The organism is Stagnimonas sp. FW305-C-60 (assembly GCF_058782965.1).
Genome location: NZ_JBYSYF010000008.1, coordinates 74,388 through 95,146 on the forward strand (window position 1 = coordinate 74,388; position 20,759 = coordinate 95,146).

Consider the following 20,759-nt stretch of genomic DNA (forward strand, 5'->3'; position numbering starts at 1 on the left):
GCCAAGGATAGCCGGCCCGCCCGGCGACCGTGCCGGCTTTCAGCGGCCGGTGAAGAAGCGCCGCACCGCCGGCCGCTGCGCCAGACGCTCGGCGTAGTTGCGCACCGGCTCGGGCGGCTCGATGCCGCGCGCGAACACGCCCTGCAGCCAAACCGCCCAGGCGCTATCGACCAGGCTGAACTCCGGCCCCAGGAACCAGCCGCGGGCGCTGAACGAACGGGCGCTGACGGTAAGGCTCTGGGCGAGCTTGACGCGGGCCGCCTTGGCCGCGGCCTTGTCGCCGGCGGCTTCCGCCAGCAGCGGAAACAACTCCTGCTCGAAACGCTCCAGCACCATCCGCGCCCTGGCCCGCCCGGCCGGGTCGGTGGGCATCAGCCGCGGGTGCGGGTAGCGCTCTTCCAGATATTCGGCGATGACGCGGGCGCCGGTGATCAGCAGCTCGCGGTCGGCCAGGGCCGGCAGGCGCTGCTCGGGGTTGAGCACCAGCAGGTCTTCATTGGGCGGCGCGCCGGGACGCAGACGATCCACCCGCGAATCGACCACATCCTTCTCGGCGAAGATCAGCCGGGTCCAGTCGCTCCAGAGATCGCTGCCGGCGTAAAGGATCAAGCCCGCGACCGGCGCGGGCTTGGGAGGCAGGCTATTGCGAGGACGACGCAGGCTACTCATAGCGCGGCAGCTCGACTAGCGAGCCGCCGGGCGATCGGCCCGCGCGGTGGATCTCAATGGACGTCCTTCCAGTATTCCTTCTTCAAGGCGTAGGCCAGCACCAAGAAGACCGAGAGGAAAGCCAGCACCTTCCAGCCGAAAGCCATCCGGTGGTTACGGCCCGGCTCGGCGGCGTAGACCAGGAAGTTGGTCAGGTCGCCGACAAACTTCTTGTACTCCTCGGGTGAGAGCTTGCCCGGCTGCACCTGCTCGTAGAGCTTGGCGGTGTGCTCGCCGGCGGCGGCAGCTTCCGGGTCATGCGCGGCCAGAACCTGCAGACCCTGCAACTCCCAGAGCACATGCGGCATCGCGGCACCCGGCAGCAGGGTGTTGTTGACGCCGACCGGGCGGCTGGGGTCCAGGTAGAAGCTCTGCAGATAGGTGTAGACCCAGTCGGCGCCACGGGCGCGGGCCGACAGCGACAGATCCGGCGGCTGCACTCCAAACCAATCGACCGCGGCTGCCGGCATCGCCGAAACGATGACGTCGGCCGGCTTGTCCGTGGTGTACATCAGGTTGGCCTTGAGCAGTTCCTCCGGGATCCCGAGGTCCTGTGCGACGCGGTTGTAGCGCAGGTACTTCAGGCCGTGGCAGCCGGAGCAATAGGCCATGAAGTCGCGCGCGCCGCGTTGCAGCGACGGCAGGTTGCCGGTGTCGGCGCGGAAATACTGCAGCTCGGGTCCGCCCGTATTTGCCAGGGCCGCGCCGGAGGCGCCGATGCCCGCCAGTGCCAGCAGGCCGGAGGCGAGAATCTTAGTGAGCGTCATGGGTCACGCGCTCCGGTTCGGTCTTGTAGGAGTCCATCTTGGTGTAGACGGGCATGAGGAAGAAGAAGGCGAAATAGACGATGCTGCCGATCTGCGACACCAGCTTGCCCATGGGGCTGGGCGGCTGCATGCCGTAGTAGGACAGAGCGAGGAAGGCGAGCGTGAACAGCGTCAGGGCGATCTTGAACAGCGGGCCCTTGTAGCGGATCGACTTCACCGGCGAGCGGTCGAGCCAGGGCACGAAGAAGATCACCAGCACCGCGCCGAACATGGCGATCACGCCCGGCAGCGCCGAACCGAACAGCGGCGGGGTCGCACGCAGAATCGCGTAGAAGCTGCCGAAGTACCAGGCCGGCGTGATGTGCGCGGGGGTGTTGATGGCGCTGGCCGGGGTGAAGTTCGGCTTCTCCAGGAAGTAGCCGCCGCCGTCCGGCGCCCAGAAGATGATGGCGCTGAAGATCATCAAAAACACGGTGACGCCGACGATGTCCTTCACCGTGTAGTACGGGTGGAAGGGAATGCCGTCGAGCGGGATGCCGGTGGCCTTGTCCTTGTGCTTCTTGATCTCGACGCCGTCGGGATTGTTGGAGCCGACTTCGTGCAGCGCGATCAGGTGGGCGACCACCAGGCCGACCAGCACGAAGGGCAGCGCGATCACATGCAGCGAGAACAGGCGGTTGAGGGTGGCATCGGCCGGCGAGTAGTCGCCCTGCACCCAGATCACCACGTCAGGACCGATCACCGGGATGGTGCCGAACAGGCTGATGATCACCTGCGCGCCCCAGTAGCTCATGTTGCCCCAGGGCAGGACGTAGCCGCAGAAGGCCTCGGCCATCAGCACCAGGAAGATCAGCGCGCCAAACACCCAGATCAGCTCGCGCGGCTTCTTGTAGCTGCCGTAGAGCAGGCCGCGGTACATGTGCATGAACACGACGATGAAGAACGCCGAGGCGCCGGTCGAGTGCATGTAGCGGATGATGTTGCCCCAGGGCACATCGCGCATGATGTATTCGACCGAGTCGAAGGCGGTTTCGGCACCCGGCTTGTAGTGCATGGTCAGCACGATGCCGGTGATCAGCTGATTGACCAGCACCAGCAGCGCCAGCGAGCCGAAGTAGTACCAGAAGTTGAAGTTCTTCGGCGCGTAGTACTCGGAGAGATGATCCTTCCACAGCTTGGTCAGCGGGAAGCGGTCGTCGATCCAGCCGAGAAAGCCGGTGGTCTTGTACGGATTGGGAACAATGGCCATGTCTTTTTAAAACTCGCTCGCGAAACTCTTAGGCCTGGTCTTCGCCGATCACGACGGTGAGGTCGTTGGCGAAGCGATGCGGCGGGATCACCAGATTCACCGGCGCCGGCGAGCCCTTGTAGACGCGGCCGGCGAGGTCGAACTTGGAGCCGTGGCAGGGGCAGAAGAAGCCACCTTCCCAGTGCGGATGGATGTCCGGAGCGGGGTGCTCGGGGCGGAAGGTCGGAATGCAGCCCAAGTGGGTGCAGTTGCCGATGGTGACCAGCACGTCCGGCTTGATCGAGCGGCCCACGCCCTTGACGTAGTCCGGCTGCAAGGAGCTCTTGGACTCGGGGTCGGTGAGGTCGGCGGTGACCTTGTCGAGGCTGGCGACCATCTCGGGCGTGCGACGCACCACCCAGACTGCCTTGCCGCGCCAGGTGACGCTGATCTTCTGGCCCGGTTCGACCGCGGTCAGATCGATGGTGACCGGCGCACCGGCCGCCTGCGCCTTGGCGCTGGGCCTCAGGGAGGCCAGGAACGGCCAAACCACGGCGGCGCCGCCCACCACACCCATGCCCGTCGTGGCAAGCGTGAGGAAGCGGCGGCGGCTGGTGTCGACGCCTTCGGTGCTCATGTACGGATACCCTCGCTGGAATTCAGAAACTTGGCTGGGAACTGGCCTGCGGCGGGGAAAGAAGCGGGCCGCAATCCCGAAACCCGGCAAGTATAGCGGCGCGGCCGGGGCGACGTCACCGGGCAGACACCCCGCCCGCAGGCCGCAAAGCCCGCGGGCGGGGAGGCGTCAGCGCTCAGAACTGATAGCGGACGTAGAGCTGGGCAAAGTCGCGGTCGCGGTACATGTTCGACGCGCCCTTGCCGCCGGTGAACCAGGTGTAGCCGGGGTTGATCGACAGCGAGGATTTGTAGCGGATCTCGAAGTTGATCGCCGCGCTCTTGCGGCCCTCGACGAAGTTGGTGTCCAGGGGCTGCGGCGCGGTGCCGTTCATGTCGTGCTGCCAGATGATCTGCGGCTGAAAGCTGATGCCCGGGAACACGCTCTCGTAGCGGATGATGCTGATCAGGCGATAGCCCCAGGAGAATTTGTCCGGGAAGAGATCGAGATCGGCCTGGTGCGGGTTGAAGCGCAGGCCGTCCGGGCCGTAGGAGCAGGTCGGGTTGGTCGAACAAGCCTGCCGGCGGGTGGCGTCGGTGTAGTAGGAGCCGGAGCCGTCGGCACCGGCGCTGGCATGGGTGAGCGTGCCCGGCGCCTCGAACTGCAGCACGTCCAGCGGCGGCAGGTCCGGCACCCAGGTGGCGCCCACTTCCAGCACGCCCAGGATCTGGTCGGCACCGATCCAGTTGTCGGTAGCACCCAGCACCTGGGTGGCGCCGAAGTTGAACTGGTACACCCCCAGCTGCTCGTAGCCACGGATGTAGCCGGGATTGTTGTGATCGTAAGGCCTGGTGATGTCACTGCCCGGGTTCTCGCCCACCGCCCCGCCCCGGTAGGGAATGATGAAGCTGGGGAAGGAGCGCGAGGAGCCGGTCATGTGGCCGACCAGCAGATCGAAGGTGTCGTTGTACGCGCCCGGAGTGCCGTTGGCGTCGATGACATAGTCGCTGCTGGGGTAAAGAACCGGATTGCCATTGGCATCGGTGCCAATGCCGCCGATGGCATTGATGTCGCCGCCCAGGGATTCGACCAAGGGCCCCAGCACCGCCTGTAATTCCGGCGGCAAGGCACCCAGAGCCAGACCGGTGCCGTTGCCGGTGCCGGCGCAGGGCGTGCCGCCGACGGTGGGGTTCTGGCACAGCGACAGGGTCGGACCAAAGGCGGCAAACAGCAGGTCTTCGAGATCGACCTGCAAGGGCATGTTGGGCCGGTAGGCCACCTCGCCCTGGATCGAATAGTCGCCAAGCGTGGTGTTGAACGACACACCCAGCATCTGGATGTTCTTCGGATACTCGAACTGCAGCTTGGCGCTGTCGAAAGGCACCGCCGAATAATCGTTGACCGTCTTGGTCTGGCCGGTGGCCGGATCGATGCGGTAGGAGTCAGGGTCGTTCGGATTGGTCAGGCTGGCCAGCAGCGGGATGCTGGGACAATCGGCCAGAAACTGAGTGCTGCTGCGGGAATAGCGGCCGCAGGAATTGATCGAAGCGTAAGTGCTGATGTAGGGCAGCTTCGAGTGGTAGTTCATGAAGTACAGACCCAGCTCGGTGCCGCTGTTGAGCCATTCGGCGTAGTACTTCAGGGAGATGCCGTACTGGTTGCTCAGGCCGAAGCGGTCCGGCTCGTTGTCCGGCAGGCGCTCGGCGGTGAGGCTGGTATCGGTCAGGCCGGACAGCGGATTGTCGAGCAGCCGGCCCTTGCCGTCGGCGTCTTCGGCAGCGCCACCGAAACTGATGGTGGCAAAGTCCCCGGCGTTGTCGGTGCCGAGATCGGCAAACGAGAAGTAGGAACTCGGCGCCGGAATCTCCACCGGCTGCCACTCGAACTGGTAGTAGGCCTCGATGGTGGCGTTCTCGAAGGGCTCGAAGCTACCGAAGGCCGAGGTCTGCGGCGTGAACACCTCCTCGACCGCGAAACCAGTACGCAGGAAGTTGTTGGCATTCACCGGCTGGGCCTGATTGACCGAGTTGATCACCAGCAGGGTGGACTCGCCCCAGTTGATGGTCTGGCGGCCCAGCTTGTAGGTCAGCTCGCGGTCGAAGGGCAGCGGCGCCTTGCCGTAGAACACCGCGTCCAGCAACTGGAAGTTCTGGCCAATCTGCCGGAGGGTCGCGGCGTCCGTGCGCTTGCTGTTCACCTGCCCGCCCGGGCCATAGAGGATGCTGCAAGGCACGCCGGGCGTGGGATTGCGGTCGCCACAGGGGCGCGAGTCGGAGCGCGGCAACGGCAGGTTGTCGAGCGCGGTCACCACATTGCCAACCTGCAGGTAGTTGTCCTGGGTGATGCGGTTGGGGTGGTTCTCGGTGAAGTCGTTGTTCACCACGTCATAGAAATACAGCGCGCGGGCGAAGAAGCCGTAGTCGCCGTAGTTGAGCGTCAAGTCCTGCGTGAGCTTGATCGGCGCCTGGGTGAGGTCACCCTTGTCGTAATTCAGATTGCCGTCGTCGAAATTGTTGGAGAACTGCCCCGGCACCTCCGACAGCCGCGCCGCCGGATAGGTCTGGGTACGGAACAGACCCTGGCAGGACTGGTACAGCGCCGAGCCATTGGCTTGGCGGCCGCAGACATTGGGATCGAGATTGGCCTTGCCCACCAGTGCCTGCGAGCGCTCCTGCATGCGCCACTGGGCGCCGGCAGTGATGGTGGAGTTGAGCACCCCGGTGATGCCCTCGTCTCCGTAGGGCAGCGTGAATTCGATGGCCTGTGCACTGCCCAGCCAGCCCAACATCGCGAACAGGACCAACAGCGGCCCGGAACGTCCAAGACGGTACCCCATGCTCTCTCCTCCTCAATCTGCCTACGCACTGGTCCGCGTGTGACGGACTCTATGGAATTACGACGCCATGACGTCAGCGTCTGTTTGTTCAGCGAAGGTAGCAGTAGCTTCCGACCAGCCGCAATACGAGACGCAAAAGAAAAAGGACGCCAGCGGCGTCCTTTTTCACAAGCGCTTGAGTCGCTTTAGAACAGGTACTTGGCAAACACCTGGGCGTAGTCGCGATCGCGCAGCAGGTTGTAGCTGCCGCCGCCGGTGAACCAGGTGTAGCCGAGGTTGAACGAGAAGCTGGACTTGTAGCGGGTCTCCAGCAGGGCCGAGACGGTCTTGCGACCCTGCACGAAGTTCTCACCGGGCCCCGGCGCGGTGCCGTTGACGTCGTGGCTCCAGACCAGGAAGGGTTGCAGCGAAATGCCCGGCAGCACGCTCTCGTACTTGAAGATGGCGATCATCCGATAGCCCCAGGAGAAGCGGTCGGTATAGCCCTCGGGGTCTTGCTGGTGCGGGTTGAAGCGCGCGCCATCGGCACCGTAGGAGCAGGTCGGGTTGGTGGAACAGGCCATGCGCCGGGTCTCGTCGGTGAAATAGCCGCCCGAGCCGTCGGCACCGGCACTGGCATGGGTGAAGGTGCCCGGCGCCTCGATCTGCAACTGATCCAGCGGCGGCAGGTCCGGCACCCAGGTGGAACCCACTTCGGCCAGCAGCAGGATCTGGTCGGCGGCGAAGGGGTTTTCGGTAGCACCCAGCACCCGCGTCGCGCCCAGGTTGAACTGGTAGACGCCAAAGCGCTCGTAGCCGCGGATGTAACCCGGATTGTTCGGGTCCAGCGCCTTGCTGCGGTCGGTGGGCGCGTTCTCGCCGACCACGCCGCCGCGGTAGGGGATGATGAAGCTGGGGAAGGAGCGCGCCGAGCCCGGCAGATGGCCGACGCCGAGATCGAAGGTGTCCGGGTAGGGATTGTTGCCGTTGGCGTCGAGGAAATCGCTGGGGCCGTAGAGCGTGCCCAGATAGGCGCTATTGGTATCGATGCCCACCGTGGTGCCGGCGCAGCCGCTGCCGACCGGCAGCACATTGGGCACGCCCACCGGCAGCCCCAGGCCGGACAGCAGATTGTTGAGCGCGGTGCTGGCGGCGCTCAAATTCAGGCCCGGCAGCGCCAGGCGCGCCAGATTCTGGTCGTGGCAACGGGTGAGCGTAGGGCCGTAGGCGGCAAACACCAGATCTTCCTGATCCACCTGCAAGGGCAGATTGGGGCGGTAGGCCACCTCGCCCTGCAGCGAGTAATCACCGAGCGTGGTGTTGAAGGAAATGCCGTAGAGCTGGATGTTCTTCGGGTACTCCAGCATGAAGCTGGCGGTATCGAGCGCGGCCGCGCTGGAACTGGCATTGCTCGGGTCCACCGACAGCTGCGGGATGCCCGGGCAGGTGGCGACGAAACTGAGCGTGTCGTAGGCGTCGATGCCCAGGGCATTGCCCTCGCGACGCGCGCAGCTGGCGTCGGCGGCGAAGAAGCTCGCGTAGGGCAGACGCGAGTGGTAGTTCATGAAATAGAAGCCGAACTCGCTGCCGGAATTGATGTTCTCGGCGTAGTACTTGAGCGCGACGCCGAACTGGCCGGCGGCCTCCGGCTCCAGGTCCGGCTGGCGCTGCAGGCGCAGGGTGGTGTCGGTGATGCGCGCCAGCGGGTTGTACTGCAAGGAGGCCTGGCCGTCCGGGTCTTCGGCGGCGCCGCCGAAGCTGGCGAACACATAGTCGCCGGTGTTGTTGGTGCCGACGTCGATGGTCGAGAAGAAAGTACCCGGGGTTTGCGCCTCCACCGGCTGCCATTCCAGTTGGTAGAAGGCCTCCAGCGTGGCGCTCTCGAAGGGCTCGAAACTGGCGAAGGCCATCGCCACCGGGGTGAACACCTCCTCCACCTGGGTGCCGATGCGCATGAAGTTGTTGGCGTTGACCGGCTGCGCCTGGTTGATCGAGTTGATCACCAGCAAGGTGGACTCGCCCCAGTTCACGGTCTGGCGGCCGATCTTGAAACTGAGCATCTTCTCGTCGCTGAACGGCAGCGGCACCTTGCCGTACACATAGCTGTCGAGTAGCTGGTAGTTCTGCCCGGCCTGGCGCAGCACCTCCTTGTCGCTGCGCTGATTGCGCACCACCGCGCCCGGCCCGTACACCTGCGCGCCCGGATAGGGCAGCGTGAAACCCGGATTGAAGGACGAGTAGCCGACGCTGGCGGCGTTCTCGGCGGTGATGCGGTTCGGGTGGTATTCCTCAAAATCGTCGTTGACGAAGTCGTGGAAGAACAGGGTGCGGGCGAAGAAACCGAAGTCGCCGTAGGCCAGGGTCAGATCCTGGGTGATCTTCAGCGGCGCCTGGACGAGGTCGTGCTGGTCGTAGTTGAGATTGCCGTCGTCGGCGTTCAGCGAATACTGACCGGGGGCCGCCACCAGGGTCTGCGCGGGATACAGCTGATCGCGGAACACCGCCTGGCAAGACTGGTTGGGAATGCCGCAGACGGTCGGATCGACATTGGACTTGCCAACCAGGGCCGCGCTGCGCTCCTGCATGCGCCAGGCCGCACCCATGGTGATGACGGTGTTAAGCACCCCCTTCACCTCGTCGTCGCGGTAGGGGACGTTGAATTCGATGGCCTGGGCCGGCAGGGCAGCCGCCAGCAGGCAAAGTGCGGCATAGCGATACGGCAGTGACACGGGGACTCCCTCTTGATCTGACTCGGTGCAGGGCTGCGGCGGCGGCCGGCCCGCAGGGGGCGGCAATTTACCGCTTGTTCAGCAGCCCGCGCATGGTAAGCCAAGCCCTCTGAAAATGGGCAAAAAATGACTTAGCCGTCATTGAATTCCGAAGCCCCGACCACGCTATGGCAGGCCACCGACTGCGCGTCTCCCAAGCTGGTCCAGACCGGTGTCCGCTGGTGGCAGATCGCGCGCGCCAGCGCGCAACGCGGCGCAAACCCGCAGCCCGCCCTCGCCTCGCGCGCGCTGGCGACCGCACCGGGAATGGCCGGCAAGGGCTGACCGAGTGGACTGTCCAGCCGCGGGCGGCAGGCGATCAGGCCCTGGGTGTAGGGATGCCGTGGCCGTCCCAGCACCACCGGCACCGGGCCGCGCTCCATCATCCGACCGCCGTAGAGCACCAGCACTTCGTCGGCGATCTCGGCGATCACGCCCAGGTCGTGGGAGATCATCAACAGCGCCAGGCCGAACTCGCGGCGCAGTTCCGCCAGCAGGCGCAGCACCTCGGCCTGCACGGTGACGTCGAGCGCGGTGGTGGGCTCGTCGGCGATCAGCAGCGCCGGCTTGAGCAGCAGCATCATGGCGATCATCACCCGCTGGCGCATGCCGCCGGAAAACTCGTGCGGATACTGCCGCAGGCGCCGGCGGGCATCGCCGATGCGTACCGCCTCCAACATGCGCAGCGCCTCGGCCTCGGCACTGCCCTGCCCCAGGCCGCGATGCACGACCAGCATCTCGGTCAGCTGGCTGCCGATGCGCAGATAGGGATTGAGGCTGCTCATCGGATCCTGGAACACCATGCCGATGGCACTGCCACGCAGGCGACGGCGCGCAGACTCTTCCAGAGTCAGCAAGTCCCGCCCCTGGAAGCGCAGCTCGCCCTGCACTTTTGCCTGCGCCGGTAACAGGCCCAGCAAGGCCAGCGCACTCTGCGACTTGCCGGAACCGGATTCGCCGACCAGGCCCAGGCAGGCTCCGGCCTCCAGCGTGAAGGACAGACCATCCACCACCCTGCCACGCGGGTAGTCGATGCTCAGGCCTTCCACTTCCAGCAGGGCCATGGCGCTAGTCCGCTCCGCGGTCGAGGGCGTCGCTCAAGGCGTCGCCGAGGCGGTTGAGGCAGAGCAGCGTGAGCGCCAGCAGGCCGGCCGGGAACAGCAGCGTCCAGGGCGTGCGCTCCATCTCGCGGGCGCCGTCGTTGACCAGCGCGCCCCAGCTGGTGGCCGGCTCCTGCACGCCCAGGCCCAAGAAGCTCAGGAAGGATTCGGTGAGGATCACCTGCGGCACCGTCAGCGTCGCCACCACCGCGACCGTGCCCAGCAGATTGGGCAGGATCTGGCCCCAGAGGATGGCGAAATCGCCCAGCCCGGATGCCCGGGCCGCGAGCACGAACTCGCGCTGCTTCAGGGCCATGGTTTCGCCACGGACGATGCGCGCCATGTCCAGCCAGTTGATCGCGCCGATGGCGACGAACACCAGCCAGAACTCGCGGCCGAACAGCACCATCAGCAGGATCACCAGGAACAGGAACGGCAAGGCGTAGAGGATGTCCACCGCGCGCATCATCAGCTCGTCCAGCCGGCCGCCGAAATAGCCGGCGATGGCGCCGTAGGCGACGCCGATCAGGAGGGAAACTGCGGTGGCGGCGATGCCGACCAGCAGCGATACGCGGCCGCCTTCCAGACTGCGCACGAACACGTCGCGTCCCAGGCCATCGGTGCCGAACCAGTGCTGCCCGGCCCACTGCGGTGGCTGCGCCCAGTCGGCGTCGAAGTCGATGCTGTCCACCGCATAGGGCGAGAGCAGCGGGCCAAGCAGGATCAGCAGCAACAACAGGCTCAGCAGCACCGCTGCCGCCAGCGCGCCGGAGTCGCGGCGCAGCGCCGACCACAGCCCTCCCGCCGACGCGCTCATGACTGCCGCAGCCTGGGATCGATCAGGCCGTAGAGCAGATCGACCAGAAAGTTGAACAGCACGATCATCGTTCCATAGACGAGTACCACCCCCAGCACCAGGGTGTAGTCGCGGTTGAGCGCGCCCTGCACGAAGTAGCGGCCGATGCCCGGCAGATCGAACACCTGCTCGACCACCACCGAGCCAGTAATCAGCCCCGCAGTCGCCGGACCCAGATAGGAGATCACCGGCAGCAACGCCGGCTTCAGGGCGTGCACCAGCAGCACGCGGGACTCCGTCAGCCCCTTGGCGCGGGCCGTGCGGATGTAGGGCTGACGCAGTACCTCCAGCATCGAGCCACGCAACAACCGGGCGATGGCAGCGATCTGGGGCAGGGCCAGCGCCACCACCGGCAGCAGTAGATCGCTCCAGCGTCCCGGCTCCCAGCCACCCGCCGGTAGCCAACGCAGCAGCACCGCGAACAGCAGAACCAGGAGAGGGCCGATGACATAGCTGGGCACCGAGATGCCGAGCATGGCCAGACTCATCAGGCCCTGATCCAGCGCCCTGCCCGGCCGCAGGCTGGCAGCGATGCCAGCCGCACCGCCCAGCAGCAAGGCCAGTGCCATCGCACACATTCCCAGGGTCAGCGATACCGGCAGGCCGGCCACGATCAGCTCCCGCACGCGGAAGCCCTGGTACTGGAACGAGGGCCCGAGATCACCTCGCAGCAATCCGCCCAGATAGCGCAGGTACTGCTGCGGCAGGGGCTCGTCGAGGTGGTATTCCGCGCGCAGGCTGGCCTCGATCTGCGGCGGCAGGCTGCGCTCGCCATCGAAGGGGCCGCCGGGCGCCAGACGCATCAGAAAGAAGCTGAGCGTCACCAGCAGCAGCAAGGTCGGCAGCGCGGTGGCCAGACGCAGCAGCGCGTAGCGGATCACCGCACCGCCTCGGCGGGACGGCCGACGATGCGCAGGTCCTTGCTGTAGTGGATATCGAGCGGATTGTCCTGCCAGCCCTGCACCCAGGGCTTCACCAGATGCTTGGAGGTGTAGGTGTAGATCGGTAGCACGGGTTGATCGCGCAGCAGCAATTGCTCCGCCTGCGCAAGATGCCCGCGGCGCAGACTCGGATCAACCTCTGCAGCGGCCTGAGCCAGCAAGGAGTCGTACTCCGGGTTGCTATAGGCCATGTCGTTCTGGCCGTGACTGGAATGCAGGATGTCGGTGAAGGCCGTGGGGTCGTCGTAGTCGGCGATCCAGACCGCGCGGAACAACTGCGTGATCTTGCGCAGATTGCGGTTCTGGATAAAGACCTTGAACTCCTCGTTGAGCAGCTTGGTGCGCACGCCCAGCCACTGCTTCCACATTGCCGCCACCACCGTGGCGATGCGGCGATGATCCTCGTGGGTGTTGTAGCGCAGTTCCACTTCCAGCGGCCGCTGCGCGGAGTAGCCCGCCTCCGCGTATAGGCGCCGTGCCTCGGCGAGTCGCCGCTCGCGCGACCAATCGGCCCACTCTGGCCTTTGCGGCGTGTAGCCGCTTAAGCCTGGCGGCAACAGGCTATAGGCCGGCAGCGCAAGCCCGTTCATGACCTTGTCGACGATCACCTGGCGATCCACGGCCAGGGTCAAGGCCCGGCGCAATTTAGGGTTGTCCTTGAACGGCGGGCGGGAGCAGTTGAACCCGTAGAAGTAGGTTCCGAGATAGCTGGAAATGTGTAAATCCCGGCCGTAGTTCTGGCGCAACCAGGGCGCCTGCTGTAAGGGAATCTCATAGGTCACGTCTAGCTCGTCGGCGCGATACCGCTTGAGTTCGGTGTTGCTGTCCTCGGCGGGTTGGTACACCACCGTGTCGATTGCGGTGCGCGCATCGTTCCAGTAGTAGCGGTTGCGCTTCAGACGAATAGACGACTGCGGCGTCCAGGACTCCAAGGTGTAGGCACCATTGCTTACCAGACGGCCGGGACGCGCGAAGTTCTTTCCCCAGCGTTGAAGGCTGGAGCGGTGGATGGGGAAGGTGGAGGGGTGGGATAACAAACGCAGGAAATGTGTCGTGGGCGACCTGAGACGAATCACCAATTCTTGCTGCGCTGGCGTCAACTCCACCTGTGCGTTCAGATTCGAAGGCGCGACGCGCACCACCTCAACCCGTGCGATCATCGCAAGCATCTGAGCATAGGCGGAACCTGTAGATGGATCGAGACTGCGCCTCAAACCCGCGGCGAAATCCTCTGCAATCAACGGCTCGCCGCTGGACCAACGAGCACCGATGCGGAGGCGGAAACGATACTCTCGTCCGTCATCAGAAACCCACCAGGATTTTGCGGCCGCTGGTACGACCTGCCCCTCCGCGTCGACCGCCGTTAGCCCTTCGTAGAGATCGCGGGCGATGTTGCTAGCACTGACACCTTCGACTCGATGAGGGTCCAATGTCTCTGGCTCGTTGCCATTTCCGATATGAACAATGTCGTGAGACTGCGCTGAGGAGGCCAGAAGTAGCAGCAAAGTGAACAGGTTGGCGCGCCAATAACTTCTGCAACCAAAGGAGAACCGCGGAGTTTGAACCGCGATCATGGCTAACAGCCGAAACAGCGCACATTGCCGTCCGCTGGCCACTGAGCAAGCAAAGTGAGCGAGCAATAAACGACCTCTGACCACGCCTGCTTCCAAATGCATCATCGCCTGGCGCAGCCGGACTGACAGAGCATAGTCTGCGATCCAAGCTAGGCAGTGACCAATCATTTAGCTAGAGGATTCGATCGCCGCTGGACTGTCGACCCGCGTCACCGCGCCGCACGGAATTGATTCCGTGCTAGATGGGCACAGACAACGTTCGCCCCCGCTACCCAAGTTTTTGCTGCCAATGATTCAAGGGCGGACGGCGGCCAGGTTCCGCTCCCTTCGGAGCGCGATGTCCGAGGCATTTTCCCCTTCACAGCCAGGTCTGAAACCTGGCGAACAGGAATAAACCTCGTCAACTCCCAACCAAGCAATCTACGAATGGCACAGCTACCGATACGGTTCGGCCAACTCTTGCCGGCCGAACTGATTGTCGGGTTCATTGGGCTTCGGTCCGACGGCGGAAGTCGCCAATCGACACCACCAGTTCAGACACGGCCAAACGTTCCACATCAGTCAGGTAGGGATTCCAGAGATCGAAGATTAGAACCACTCGAATCTGATCGGAACGGTTCCAGGCTTCGTGCTCGTACGTATCGTCAAAAACCACAGGCTGCCCGACCTTCCAGTGATGCAGCTCACCGGAAACATTGAGCGCGCAATCCCTGGGAACCATCAGCGGCAGGTGCCCAACCACCCGAGTGTTGGTTACACCACGGTGAGGCAGCAGATGGGTACCGGGCGAAAATACGGAAAAAAGTGTCTCCGGAGCGTGTCCCGGAGTACGAGCCAGCGGCAGCCTATCGAGCGCTGAAACCGTCACAGGACAGGCCTCCATGTTGATAAGGTTAGGCTCGCCATGACGGTAGAAATAATACCCTTGCCAACTCGGCTTGCCGTACTGACTTACCAAATTGCTCGCCTCCACCGCCTCCGATTCAAAGACCCTTTCCCGGCCCTCGCTACGCGGCAGTAGGGCGAAAAGCTCCTCAACAATTGCAGCGGTCTTGGCCGCCATCTCATCAAGGCCATCGAAATTCCTCGAAGACAAGTAAGGACTGGCTGGCAAGCCAGGGAAGTAAAGAAAGGTAGGCTGTTGTCGAGGATCAGGACTATCCAGCGCAATCTCACCCAGGTGCATGGCCAAACAGCGCTCAACCCGTAGCAGCTCGTTGTTTCCGTAGCGTTTCCGCAAAGGCTCAATGGAGTCTGCCAGCAGTTTCCGACTACCTTTCCTGACCACGCTGACGGCGTGCAATACCAGTTCGCGAAGCGTGGGGGCGGTAGTAGCGTCTGAGGTCCAGCGCCCCACGGCGCGTGCATCTCGTGTCGCCCTCACATAGGCGAATAGTGCCTCAGCGTGATGCCCGGAACGTTCGAGCAAATAGGCGCGCTGCAAGCGCGCAGCGAAGTTTCCTGGCTGAATCTGCAGCAGGGCGGTGAAGGCCTGCAAGGCGCCTGCCTCGTCCCCCACCTGCTGACGAATCATGGCCAGGGTACTAAGACTCAGTGGGTCCTTCGGGTGCAGACTTTGGACTTCTTCCATTAGGCGGAGTGCAGCGATATCGTCACCGGCACGCAATCGGATCATTGCGAGGTAATTGATGGCCTCGATCTGCGCAGGATCATTTTTTAGTAGCCGTTGACAACGAGCTTCGGCAGTGGCGATGTCACCCTGCCCCAAAGCAGCGCGGATTGCGTCTAGGCTGGCGCGCAAAAATGGATCAGGAGAGGGGATAGCGTTCATGAAGATCCCAAAAAAACTGACAAACTCTTGTTGTGAGGCTACCTGAAGGGTGCATTAAGAGATCATGGCAACTGCAAAACAGCTCAACGACTTCGTTCGAGTCTACGACCGGCAACTCGATATTGAGCTATGCGAGCAACTGTTGAAGCGATTCGAGCAGTTGTCCCGATTCCAGACCACCAACGGCCGAGGGGTCCGTCAGGGTCTAGAGGAGAGCGCATGGACTGAGCTCAACCTCAGCCGTCAGGGCCCTGCCGAGATAGTCAAGGCACTCGATGCATCGGTGGATCAGAGTCTGCACCAGTACAACCTGGATGTCGGGGCGTCCATCCCAATACCCAACAGCCCCAAGCGCGCCGATTACATACTCAAACGCTACCGCGCTGGCGGCCAGGAGCGCTTTCAGCTGCACTTCGATTCGATCTACGAGGTTTCCAACCGATATCTCGTGTTCCTCTGGTATCTAAACAACGTGCCTGGCGGCGGCCAGACCGTTTTCCCAGACCAGCGCCTAGCAGTGAGCCCGGAGCAGGGGCGACTGCTGGTCTTCCCCCCCTACTGGATGTTCCCGCACGCCGGAGAACCGCCGGTGGGCGGCGATAAGTTCATCCTTTCCACCTACCTACTATTCTGATTTTCAAAGCCCCTCATAGCCCCAACGGTCGAGATAGGGCTGGAGGATGGGCATGACTGGTCGGAAGAAACTCTCGTAGCGACGCCAGCGGTTCACTGCACCACGGCTTACTGGCTTGACCACCTGGGTGTAGCTGGGAGTGCTGATATAAGCCTTCCCTAGCGCGTGGGCGGCAGGATCGAGCATCGCCGCGTGCCAGGGCAGGTCGGCGAACGTGCAGAGCTGGCGGGTGCCGACCTCGACGTCGCCCACTAGAGCCTCATAGCGTAGTTCGAACACGCGCGCGCCCAGCAGGGACTGCTGCGCATAAAAGAAGTCGAAGGCGCGAACATAGCCCTGCGCCAAGGATTCCAGGCTGCGGCAGAGCACGGCGAACTCCGGCGCGCGGAACTGCTGCATGTGGCACGACAGCAGCACGTCGCAGGGGTGGCGCAGCACCAGCACCACGGGTGCATCTGGAAACAGCCAGCGGATCGCTGGCAAGCGCAGCAGGTTCAGAGGATTCTTGTCGACCAGGCGCTGACCCGCTGACAGCTGCACCCGACTGGCGACACGCTCGAAGTAGCGGGCGCGGACCAAGGCGTGGTCCGACGCACCCAGACCCGCTAGGGCATCGGGGTAGCGCGCACCCTGCCCCTGCATGTCGTCGATGGCCAGCTGTAAAAACGGTTGCTCGTCCATGGAGCCCATGGCAGGGTGGGCGTCGAGCATCTGTTCGAGCAGGGTAGTCCCGGATCTTGGAAAGGCCACCACAAACAGCGGCGAAGGCGCCTGCACGTTGGCTGCCGGGATGAACCAGCGGCAGCAGTCCTCGACCTGCACCGAGTAGTCGGCGATTTCGAACGGCAGGGTTTCGGCTAGTGCGCGGGGACGAATGCTGGCGATTTCTCGCAACTGTGCAGCATGGGCCAGCTTCAGGCTTGCCCATGCTGCCTCGCTGTCCTGGATTGCATCCTGGCTCTTGGCCAAGCCGAACAGCAGGTCCGCCCCCTGAGCTAGATTGGCCGATCCCTGCCGTGCTGACTGAAACAGGGCGACGGCCTGGTCGTGCTCTCCGCGCCGCTGGGCAAGGCGGGCGCCCAGCAACTCGCGCGCCGCCTGCTGCTCGGCGTTGGCGGCCGGCCGGGCGATAAGCCGCCGCCAGTGGTTTTCAGCCTCCTCCAGACGGTTGCTGCGTTCGAGCAGGCCGACCAAGTTGCCGCAGCTGTCCTCGTCTTCCGGCTCCATCAGAAGCGCGAGATTAAGCACCTGTTCGCCATCGCTGGCAGCACCCAACTGAAACAGGAGGTTGCCCAAGCGCGGCAGCAGGGCCACGCTGAGATTGTTCCACTGCCGCCACTGCCGTGCCACCGCGAGGGCGGTGTCGAGCCGCAGCAGGGTAAAAAGCGTCTCCGCATAAAAGAAGGCGAACTCCGCCTCGAGCGACTGCAGCTCGTAAGCCAGAGCGAAACTGGCGGCGGCGGCGTTCAGATCGCGCAGATCGAGCTGCAGCAGGCCGCGATTGAAGTGGAAGTTGCCGTCGCCAGCCCCGCAGTCTGCCGCGCGCTGATAGTCGGTCGCGGCCAGCTCGAGCTGGCCAAGCGCACGGCGCACCGTCGCGCGGTTCATCCAATGTTCGGCAACCTCCGGTTCCCTCGCGATCAAGGCGTCGTAGGCCTCAGCCGCCCGGACGTCGTCTGCCAGCTGCGCATAGCTGGCAGCCAGAATCCGCAGCAGCGGAATATCGTCGGGATCCTTCAACAGGGCGAGGGATGCCTGCTGAATCGCCTCCCGCCAATACCCTGTCTGGAAATATCGCTCTGCTTCCCGCTTGCTCATAAGCCTCGAAAGAACAAAAAAACCACGTGCCCCAATGACGAGGACACGTGGCTGGCACTACTACCGCAAAACAACCGTGTTTTAGAAGGTTTGGATGACCTTGGCGAAGAAGTAACGGCCGACGGTATCGAAGGTATTCACGTCAACGTTGGCGTTGAGTGAGTTGTTCTGATACTGGAGCGGCGGCAGCTCGGCAGTGATGTTGTCGATACCCACCTGGAACTTGGTGTTGGTCTTCTTCAGCTTGTAGCCAGCGGTCATGTCGTAGTACCAAGTATCACCCAGCAGCAGCTCGACATCCGGGAAGGAACCGTCAGCCGACGCTTGGTTGGCACCCGGACTGCCGATCTTGTAGGCGCTGATGAAACGCGCAGCGACAGCCGCCTCGAAGCCCCAGTTGGTCCAGGACAGCGTGCTAACCGAGCGGATGCGCGAGTAGTTGCCATCCTGCTTCGAATACTGACCTGCGTTGTGCACAACGAAAGCGGGGTTACTTGCGTCCGGCGTACGGTCGTACTTGGCGATGTAAGTCATATCGGTCTTGAAGCTGAAACGACCAATAGACGTCTTAGGCGCCCGGTATCCGAAACCGAGGTCCAGACCACTGGTATCGACCTTGCCGAGGTTGAAGGTAGGCTGGCCGATCTGGGACACCTGACCATCAGAGGCACGCTCGATCAGATTGCAGAAGCTATCACTGCCAGTGGCGAGGCATTGCTGACCAACAGTATCCGGCTGAAGAGTCTCAATAGTGTCCTTCAGGTTATAGCGCCAGTAATCCAGCGAGACGCTGAGCCCCTTCAGGTATTCCCAACTGGAGTCATAGACGAAGCCGTAAGTAAACACCTTGCCCGTTTCCGGCTGCAACTCCGGGTTACCCGAGACGATGCCAGTGATCTGTGAAGTGGCCGGCTCGAAGCTGCCGTCACGAGGGACGTTCTGGCAGGTCTTGTCAAGGTTTGGATTCACACCCACCGGAGTGGTGATGCCTTCGCAGGGATCGGCGAACTGCGGGCTGTTGGCCGAGGGCGGCGTGAACAGATCAGCAATGGTCGGCGCACGGAAGACTTCCGCGTAGGTAGCACGCACCAGCAGGTCGTCGTTCGGGCGGTATTCCAGCTTCACCGAGGAGTTGGTCGCGGTGCCGAAGTTCGAGTAGTCCGAGAAGCGGACACCGGCGTTCAGGTTGAGCGACTTAACGAAAGGCATGTTCGACAGAACGGGGAACAGCGCTTCGGCGAAATACTCGGTGACGTTGTAGCTACCGCTGGTGGCGTTCGAGCAGGTTTCCTGCGCGAGGTAGCAGGTGGTGAAGTCTGGCGGCAGCGAGCGCGCCAGGAAGTCAACCTGCGACTCTAGAGCAAAGCTACGGTACTCACCGCCCAGCGCCACGCCCAAGGGCCCGGCGGGCAACTGCATGGCGTCTCCAGAGAGATTCAGGGATACCGTCTTCAGGGTCTGCGCCAGCGAGGTACCGGCATTTGCCGAAACCGACTGCAGCGCCGCGACCTGGGTCGGATCCGAGCCGAGGTTAAAGATGTTCACCGGCGTGCAGCCGCCGATCTCGGTATCCGCCGAGGTGCCGCACCCGAAGGTTCCGTCCCCACGGTCGAAGGACGGCCCGAGGGCTGCCTTCAGTGCGGGTCCAAAGATATAGCCGACACGGTTGTTCTCCTGTTCCATACGGCCGTAGCCGATGCCAGCGTCCCACTTCCATTCAGGCAGCAGCATCAGATCACCGCGGGCACCAAGATTGATCTGGGCGACGTTAGTACGGAAGGTTGAGGTGCGGTTACCGAGAGCCTCAAGCCGCGACAGCAGGTTGCCGTTAACCGCATCGATACCACCGAAATCGATACCGAACGGGTTGTAGGCGTTGTCGGCCGAAACCACGATGTCGTCGTTGCGCGCATCGAACGGCAGCGGCGCGATGATGTAAGACGAGCGCGTGGTGTTGACGAACATCTCAGCATAGCCTTCAACGTGGTCATTGAAGGAGTAGTTGCCAACAGTGAACAGGCCCACGCGCTCCTGAGGAGTGGAGACCACATTACCGACGGCTTGATAATTGTAGGCGTCGCGGGCAGCCGAATAGCACTGGTAGTCGTCCGGGCTGGCGCCACTGCGACCGTCGATTCGTGAAACCGTGATCGTGGCTGGCTGCGTGGTCGCGCCGGGCGCGCAGTTGTAACGCGCCTGTGCCGCAGCATCGTTCGGCAAAGTGATACGGCCACGCGGGTTTCTGCTGGAACCACCGTTGTAGACCGAACCGCTGGACAAATAGGTGGCGAACTTGGAGAAATCGCGGTCGGCGGCAGATACAGCTTCCTGCTGGTTGTAGTTCAGGCCAATCATCAGATTGGCTTTTTCCCCGGAAGCTCCCCAGGAAATACCCAGGCCGCGCCGCTCTCCGTCACCCTTGCTGGAGATACCATAGTCACCACTGATCTCGAGGCTTTTGAAATCCTTGCGGGTGATGAAGTTCACCACGCCACCCACTGCGTCTGAACCATAGATGGCAGAAGCGCCTTCCTTGAGGATTTCGACGCGCTGAATCAGGTTGAGCGGGATCGCGTTGACGTCTTGCTGCACCAGGCGACGGCCGTTGAGAAGCAGTAGGGTGCGGTCTTCGCCGAGGCCTCGCAGGGAGATGGTGGAGGCACCGTCACCACCGCCGTTGTTGACGCGCGGGTTGGTGGCAGCACCGGAAATGGAGGGCAGCTCCTGAATCAACTCACCGACCGTAGTCACACCGGACGCTTGGATCGCGGCGCGATCAATGATGGCGATAGGCAGAGCCTTTTCGGCGTCCACGCGACGAATGCGCGAACCGGTGACCTGCACCTTCTCGAGTTGAACCGCCTTATCTCCAGTTGCAGCCGCCGGAGACGCATCCTGCGCGAATACAGGGGCTGCAACGCTAGCGATACCCGCAGCAAAGACTGCGTATACCGACCTCCGGATACTTCCGTCTACGCTAAGTTTCATTGAATTAACTCCCTTGGGGACAGCGAAAAAAATGATCGGGACCTGATTACTCAGGTCCCGGCGTGGCGAGCCACCGCGCGATCAAACGAGGCTGTAATCGGAACGTAACGCTGTGCATTGCATCACGTCAACAGCGATGGCCAGAGATTGCGCA

14 protein-coding genes are annotated in these 20,759 nt (G+C 63.2%); 1 reads left to right on the forward strand and 13 read right to left on the reverse strand.

Going from position 1 to position 20,759, the window contains the following annotated elements:
- Nucleotides 1-39: 39 nt before the first annotated feature.
- The 11 genes from AC3WT6_RS16480 to AC3WT6_RS16530 form a co-directional block, all read right to left on the reverse strand.
- On the reverse strand, nt 40-609 hold the full coding sequence (locus AC3WT6_RS16480) for a glutathione S-transferase family protein (protein ID WP_492654697.1): 570 nt from the start codon (nt 607-609) through the stop codon (nt 40-42).
- A gap of 113 nt (nt 610-722) precedes the next feature.
- Entirely contained in the window at nt 723-1,475 is a 753-nt protein-coding gene (locus AC3WT6_RS16485) for a cytochrome c1 (RefSeq protein WP_492654698.1), read from the reverse strand.
- Nucleotides 1,462-2,724 carry a cytochrome b gene (locus AC3WT6_RS16490; RefSeq protein WP_492654699.1) on the reverse strand — a complete coding sequence of 421 codons (1,263 nt, stop codon included), beginning with the start codon at nt 2,722-2,724 and terminating at the stop codon, nt 1,462-1,464. The genes AC3WT6_RS16485 and AC3WT6_RS16490 overlap by 14 nt, the downstream gene beginning before the upstream one ends.
- 28 nt (nt 2,725-2,752) lie before the next feature.
- Nucleotides 2,753-3,340, reverse strand: a complete 588-nt coding sequence (petA, locus tag AC3WT6_RS16495) for a ubiquinol-cytochrome c reductase iron-sulfur subunit (RefSeq protein ID WP_492654700.1) — start codon at nt 3,338-3,340, stop codon at nt 2,753-2,755.
- 175 nt (nt 3,341-3,515) lie between these two features.
- Nucleotides 3,516-6,155, reverse strand: coding sequence for a DUF1302 domain-containing protein (locus tag AC3WT6_RS16500; protein ID WP_492654701.1), 2,640 nt, complete (start codon nt 6,153-6,155; stop codon nt 3,516-3,518).
- 185 nt (nt 6,156-6,340) lie between these two features.
- A complete protein-coding gene (locus AC3WT6_RS16505; protein WP_492654702.1) occupies nt 6,341-8,863 on the reverse strand; it encodes a DUF1302 domain-containing protein in 2,523 nt (840 codons plus the stop codon).
- Nucleotides 8,864-8,994: 131 nt separating this feature from the next.
- Nucleotides 8,995-9,966, reverse strand: coding sequence for an ABC transporter ATP-binding protein (locus AC3WT6_RS16510; protein ID WP_492654703.1), 972 nt, complete (start codon nt 9,964-9,966; stop codon nt 8,995-8,997).
- A gap of 4 nt (nt 9,967-9,970) precedes the next feature.
- Nucleotides 9,971-10,819: an ABC transporter permease gene (locus AC3WT6_RS16515; RefSeq protein WP_492654704.1), complete on the reverse strand. Its 849-nt coding sequence runs from the start codon at nt 10,817-10,819 to the stop codon at nt 9,971-9,973.
- Nucleotides 10,816-11,739, reverse strand: coding sequence for an oligopeptide ABC transporter permease OppB (gene oppB, locus AC3WT6_RS16520; protein WP_492654705.1), 924 nt, complete (start codon nt 11,737-11,739; stop codon nt 10,816-10,818). Before oppB ends, AC3WT6_RS16515 begins: the two co-directional genes overlap by 4 nt.
- On the reverse strand, nt 11,736-13,373 hold the full coding sequence (locus AC3WT6_RS16525) for a peptide ABC transporter substrate-binding protein (RefSeq protein ID WP_492654706.1): 1,638 nt from the start codon (nt 13,371-13,373) through the stop codon (nt 11,736-11,738). Before AC3WT6_RS16525 ends, oppB begins: the two co-directional genes overlap by 4 nt.
- 484 nt (nt 13,374-13,857) lie before the next feature.
- The gene (locus AC3WT6_RS16530; RefSeq protein WP_492654707.1) at nt 13,858-15,165 is read right to left on the reverse strand and encodes an aspartyl/asparaginyl beta-hydroxylase domain-containing protein; all 1,308 of its coding nucleotides are present in this window, start codon (nt 15,163-15,165) and stop codon (nt 13,858-13,860) included.
- Nucleotides 15,166-15,229: 64 nt separating this feature from the next.
- Here AC3WT6_RS16530 and AC3WT6_RS16535 point away from each other — a divergent pair, with 64 nt between their 5' ends.
- Nucleotides 15,230-15,799: a 2OG-Fe(II) oxygenase gene (locus tag AC3WT6_RS16535; protein WP_492654708.1), complete on the forward strand. Its 570-nt coding sequence runs from the start codon at nt 15,230-15,232 to the stop codon at nt 15,797-15,799.
- Nucleotides 15,800-15,802: 3 nt separating this feature from the next.
- Here the strand turns inward: AC3WT6_RS16535 and AC3WT6_RS16540 are convergent, their stop codons facing one another.
- On the reverse strand, nt 15,803-17,617 hold the full coding sequence (locus AC3WT6_RS16540; RefSeq protein WP_492654709.1) for a tetratricopeptide repeat-containing sulfotransferase family protein: 1,815 nt from the start codon (nt 17,615-17,617) through the stop codon (nt 15,803-15,805).
- Nucleotides 17,618-17,698: 81 nt separating this feature from the next.
- Nucleotides 17,699-20,605: a TonB-dependent receptor plug domain-containing protein gene (locus AC3WT6_RS16545; RefSeq protein ID WP_492654710.1), complete on the reverse strand. Its 2,907-nt coding sequence runs from the start codon at nt 20,603-20,605 to the stop codon at nt 17,699-17,701.
- Nucleotides 20,606-20,759: the final 154 nt, after the last annotated feature.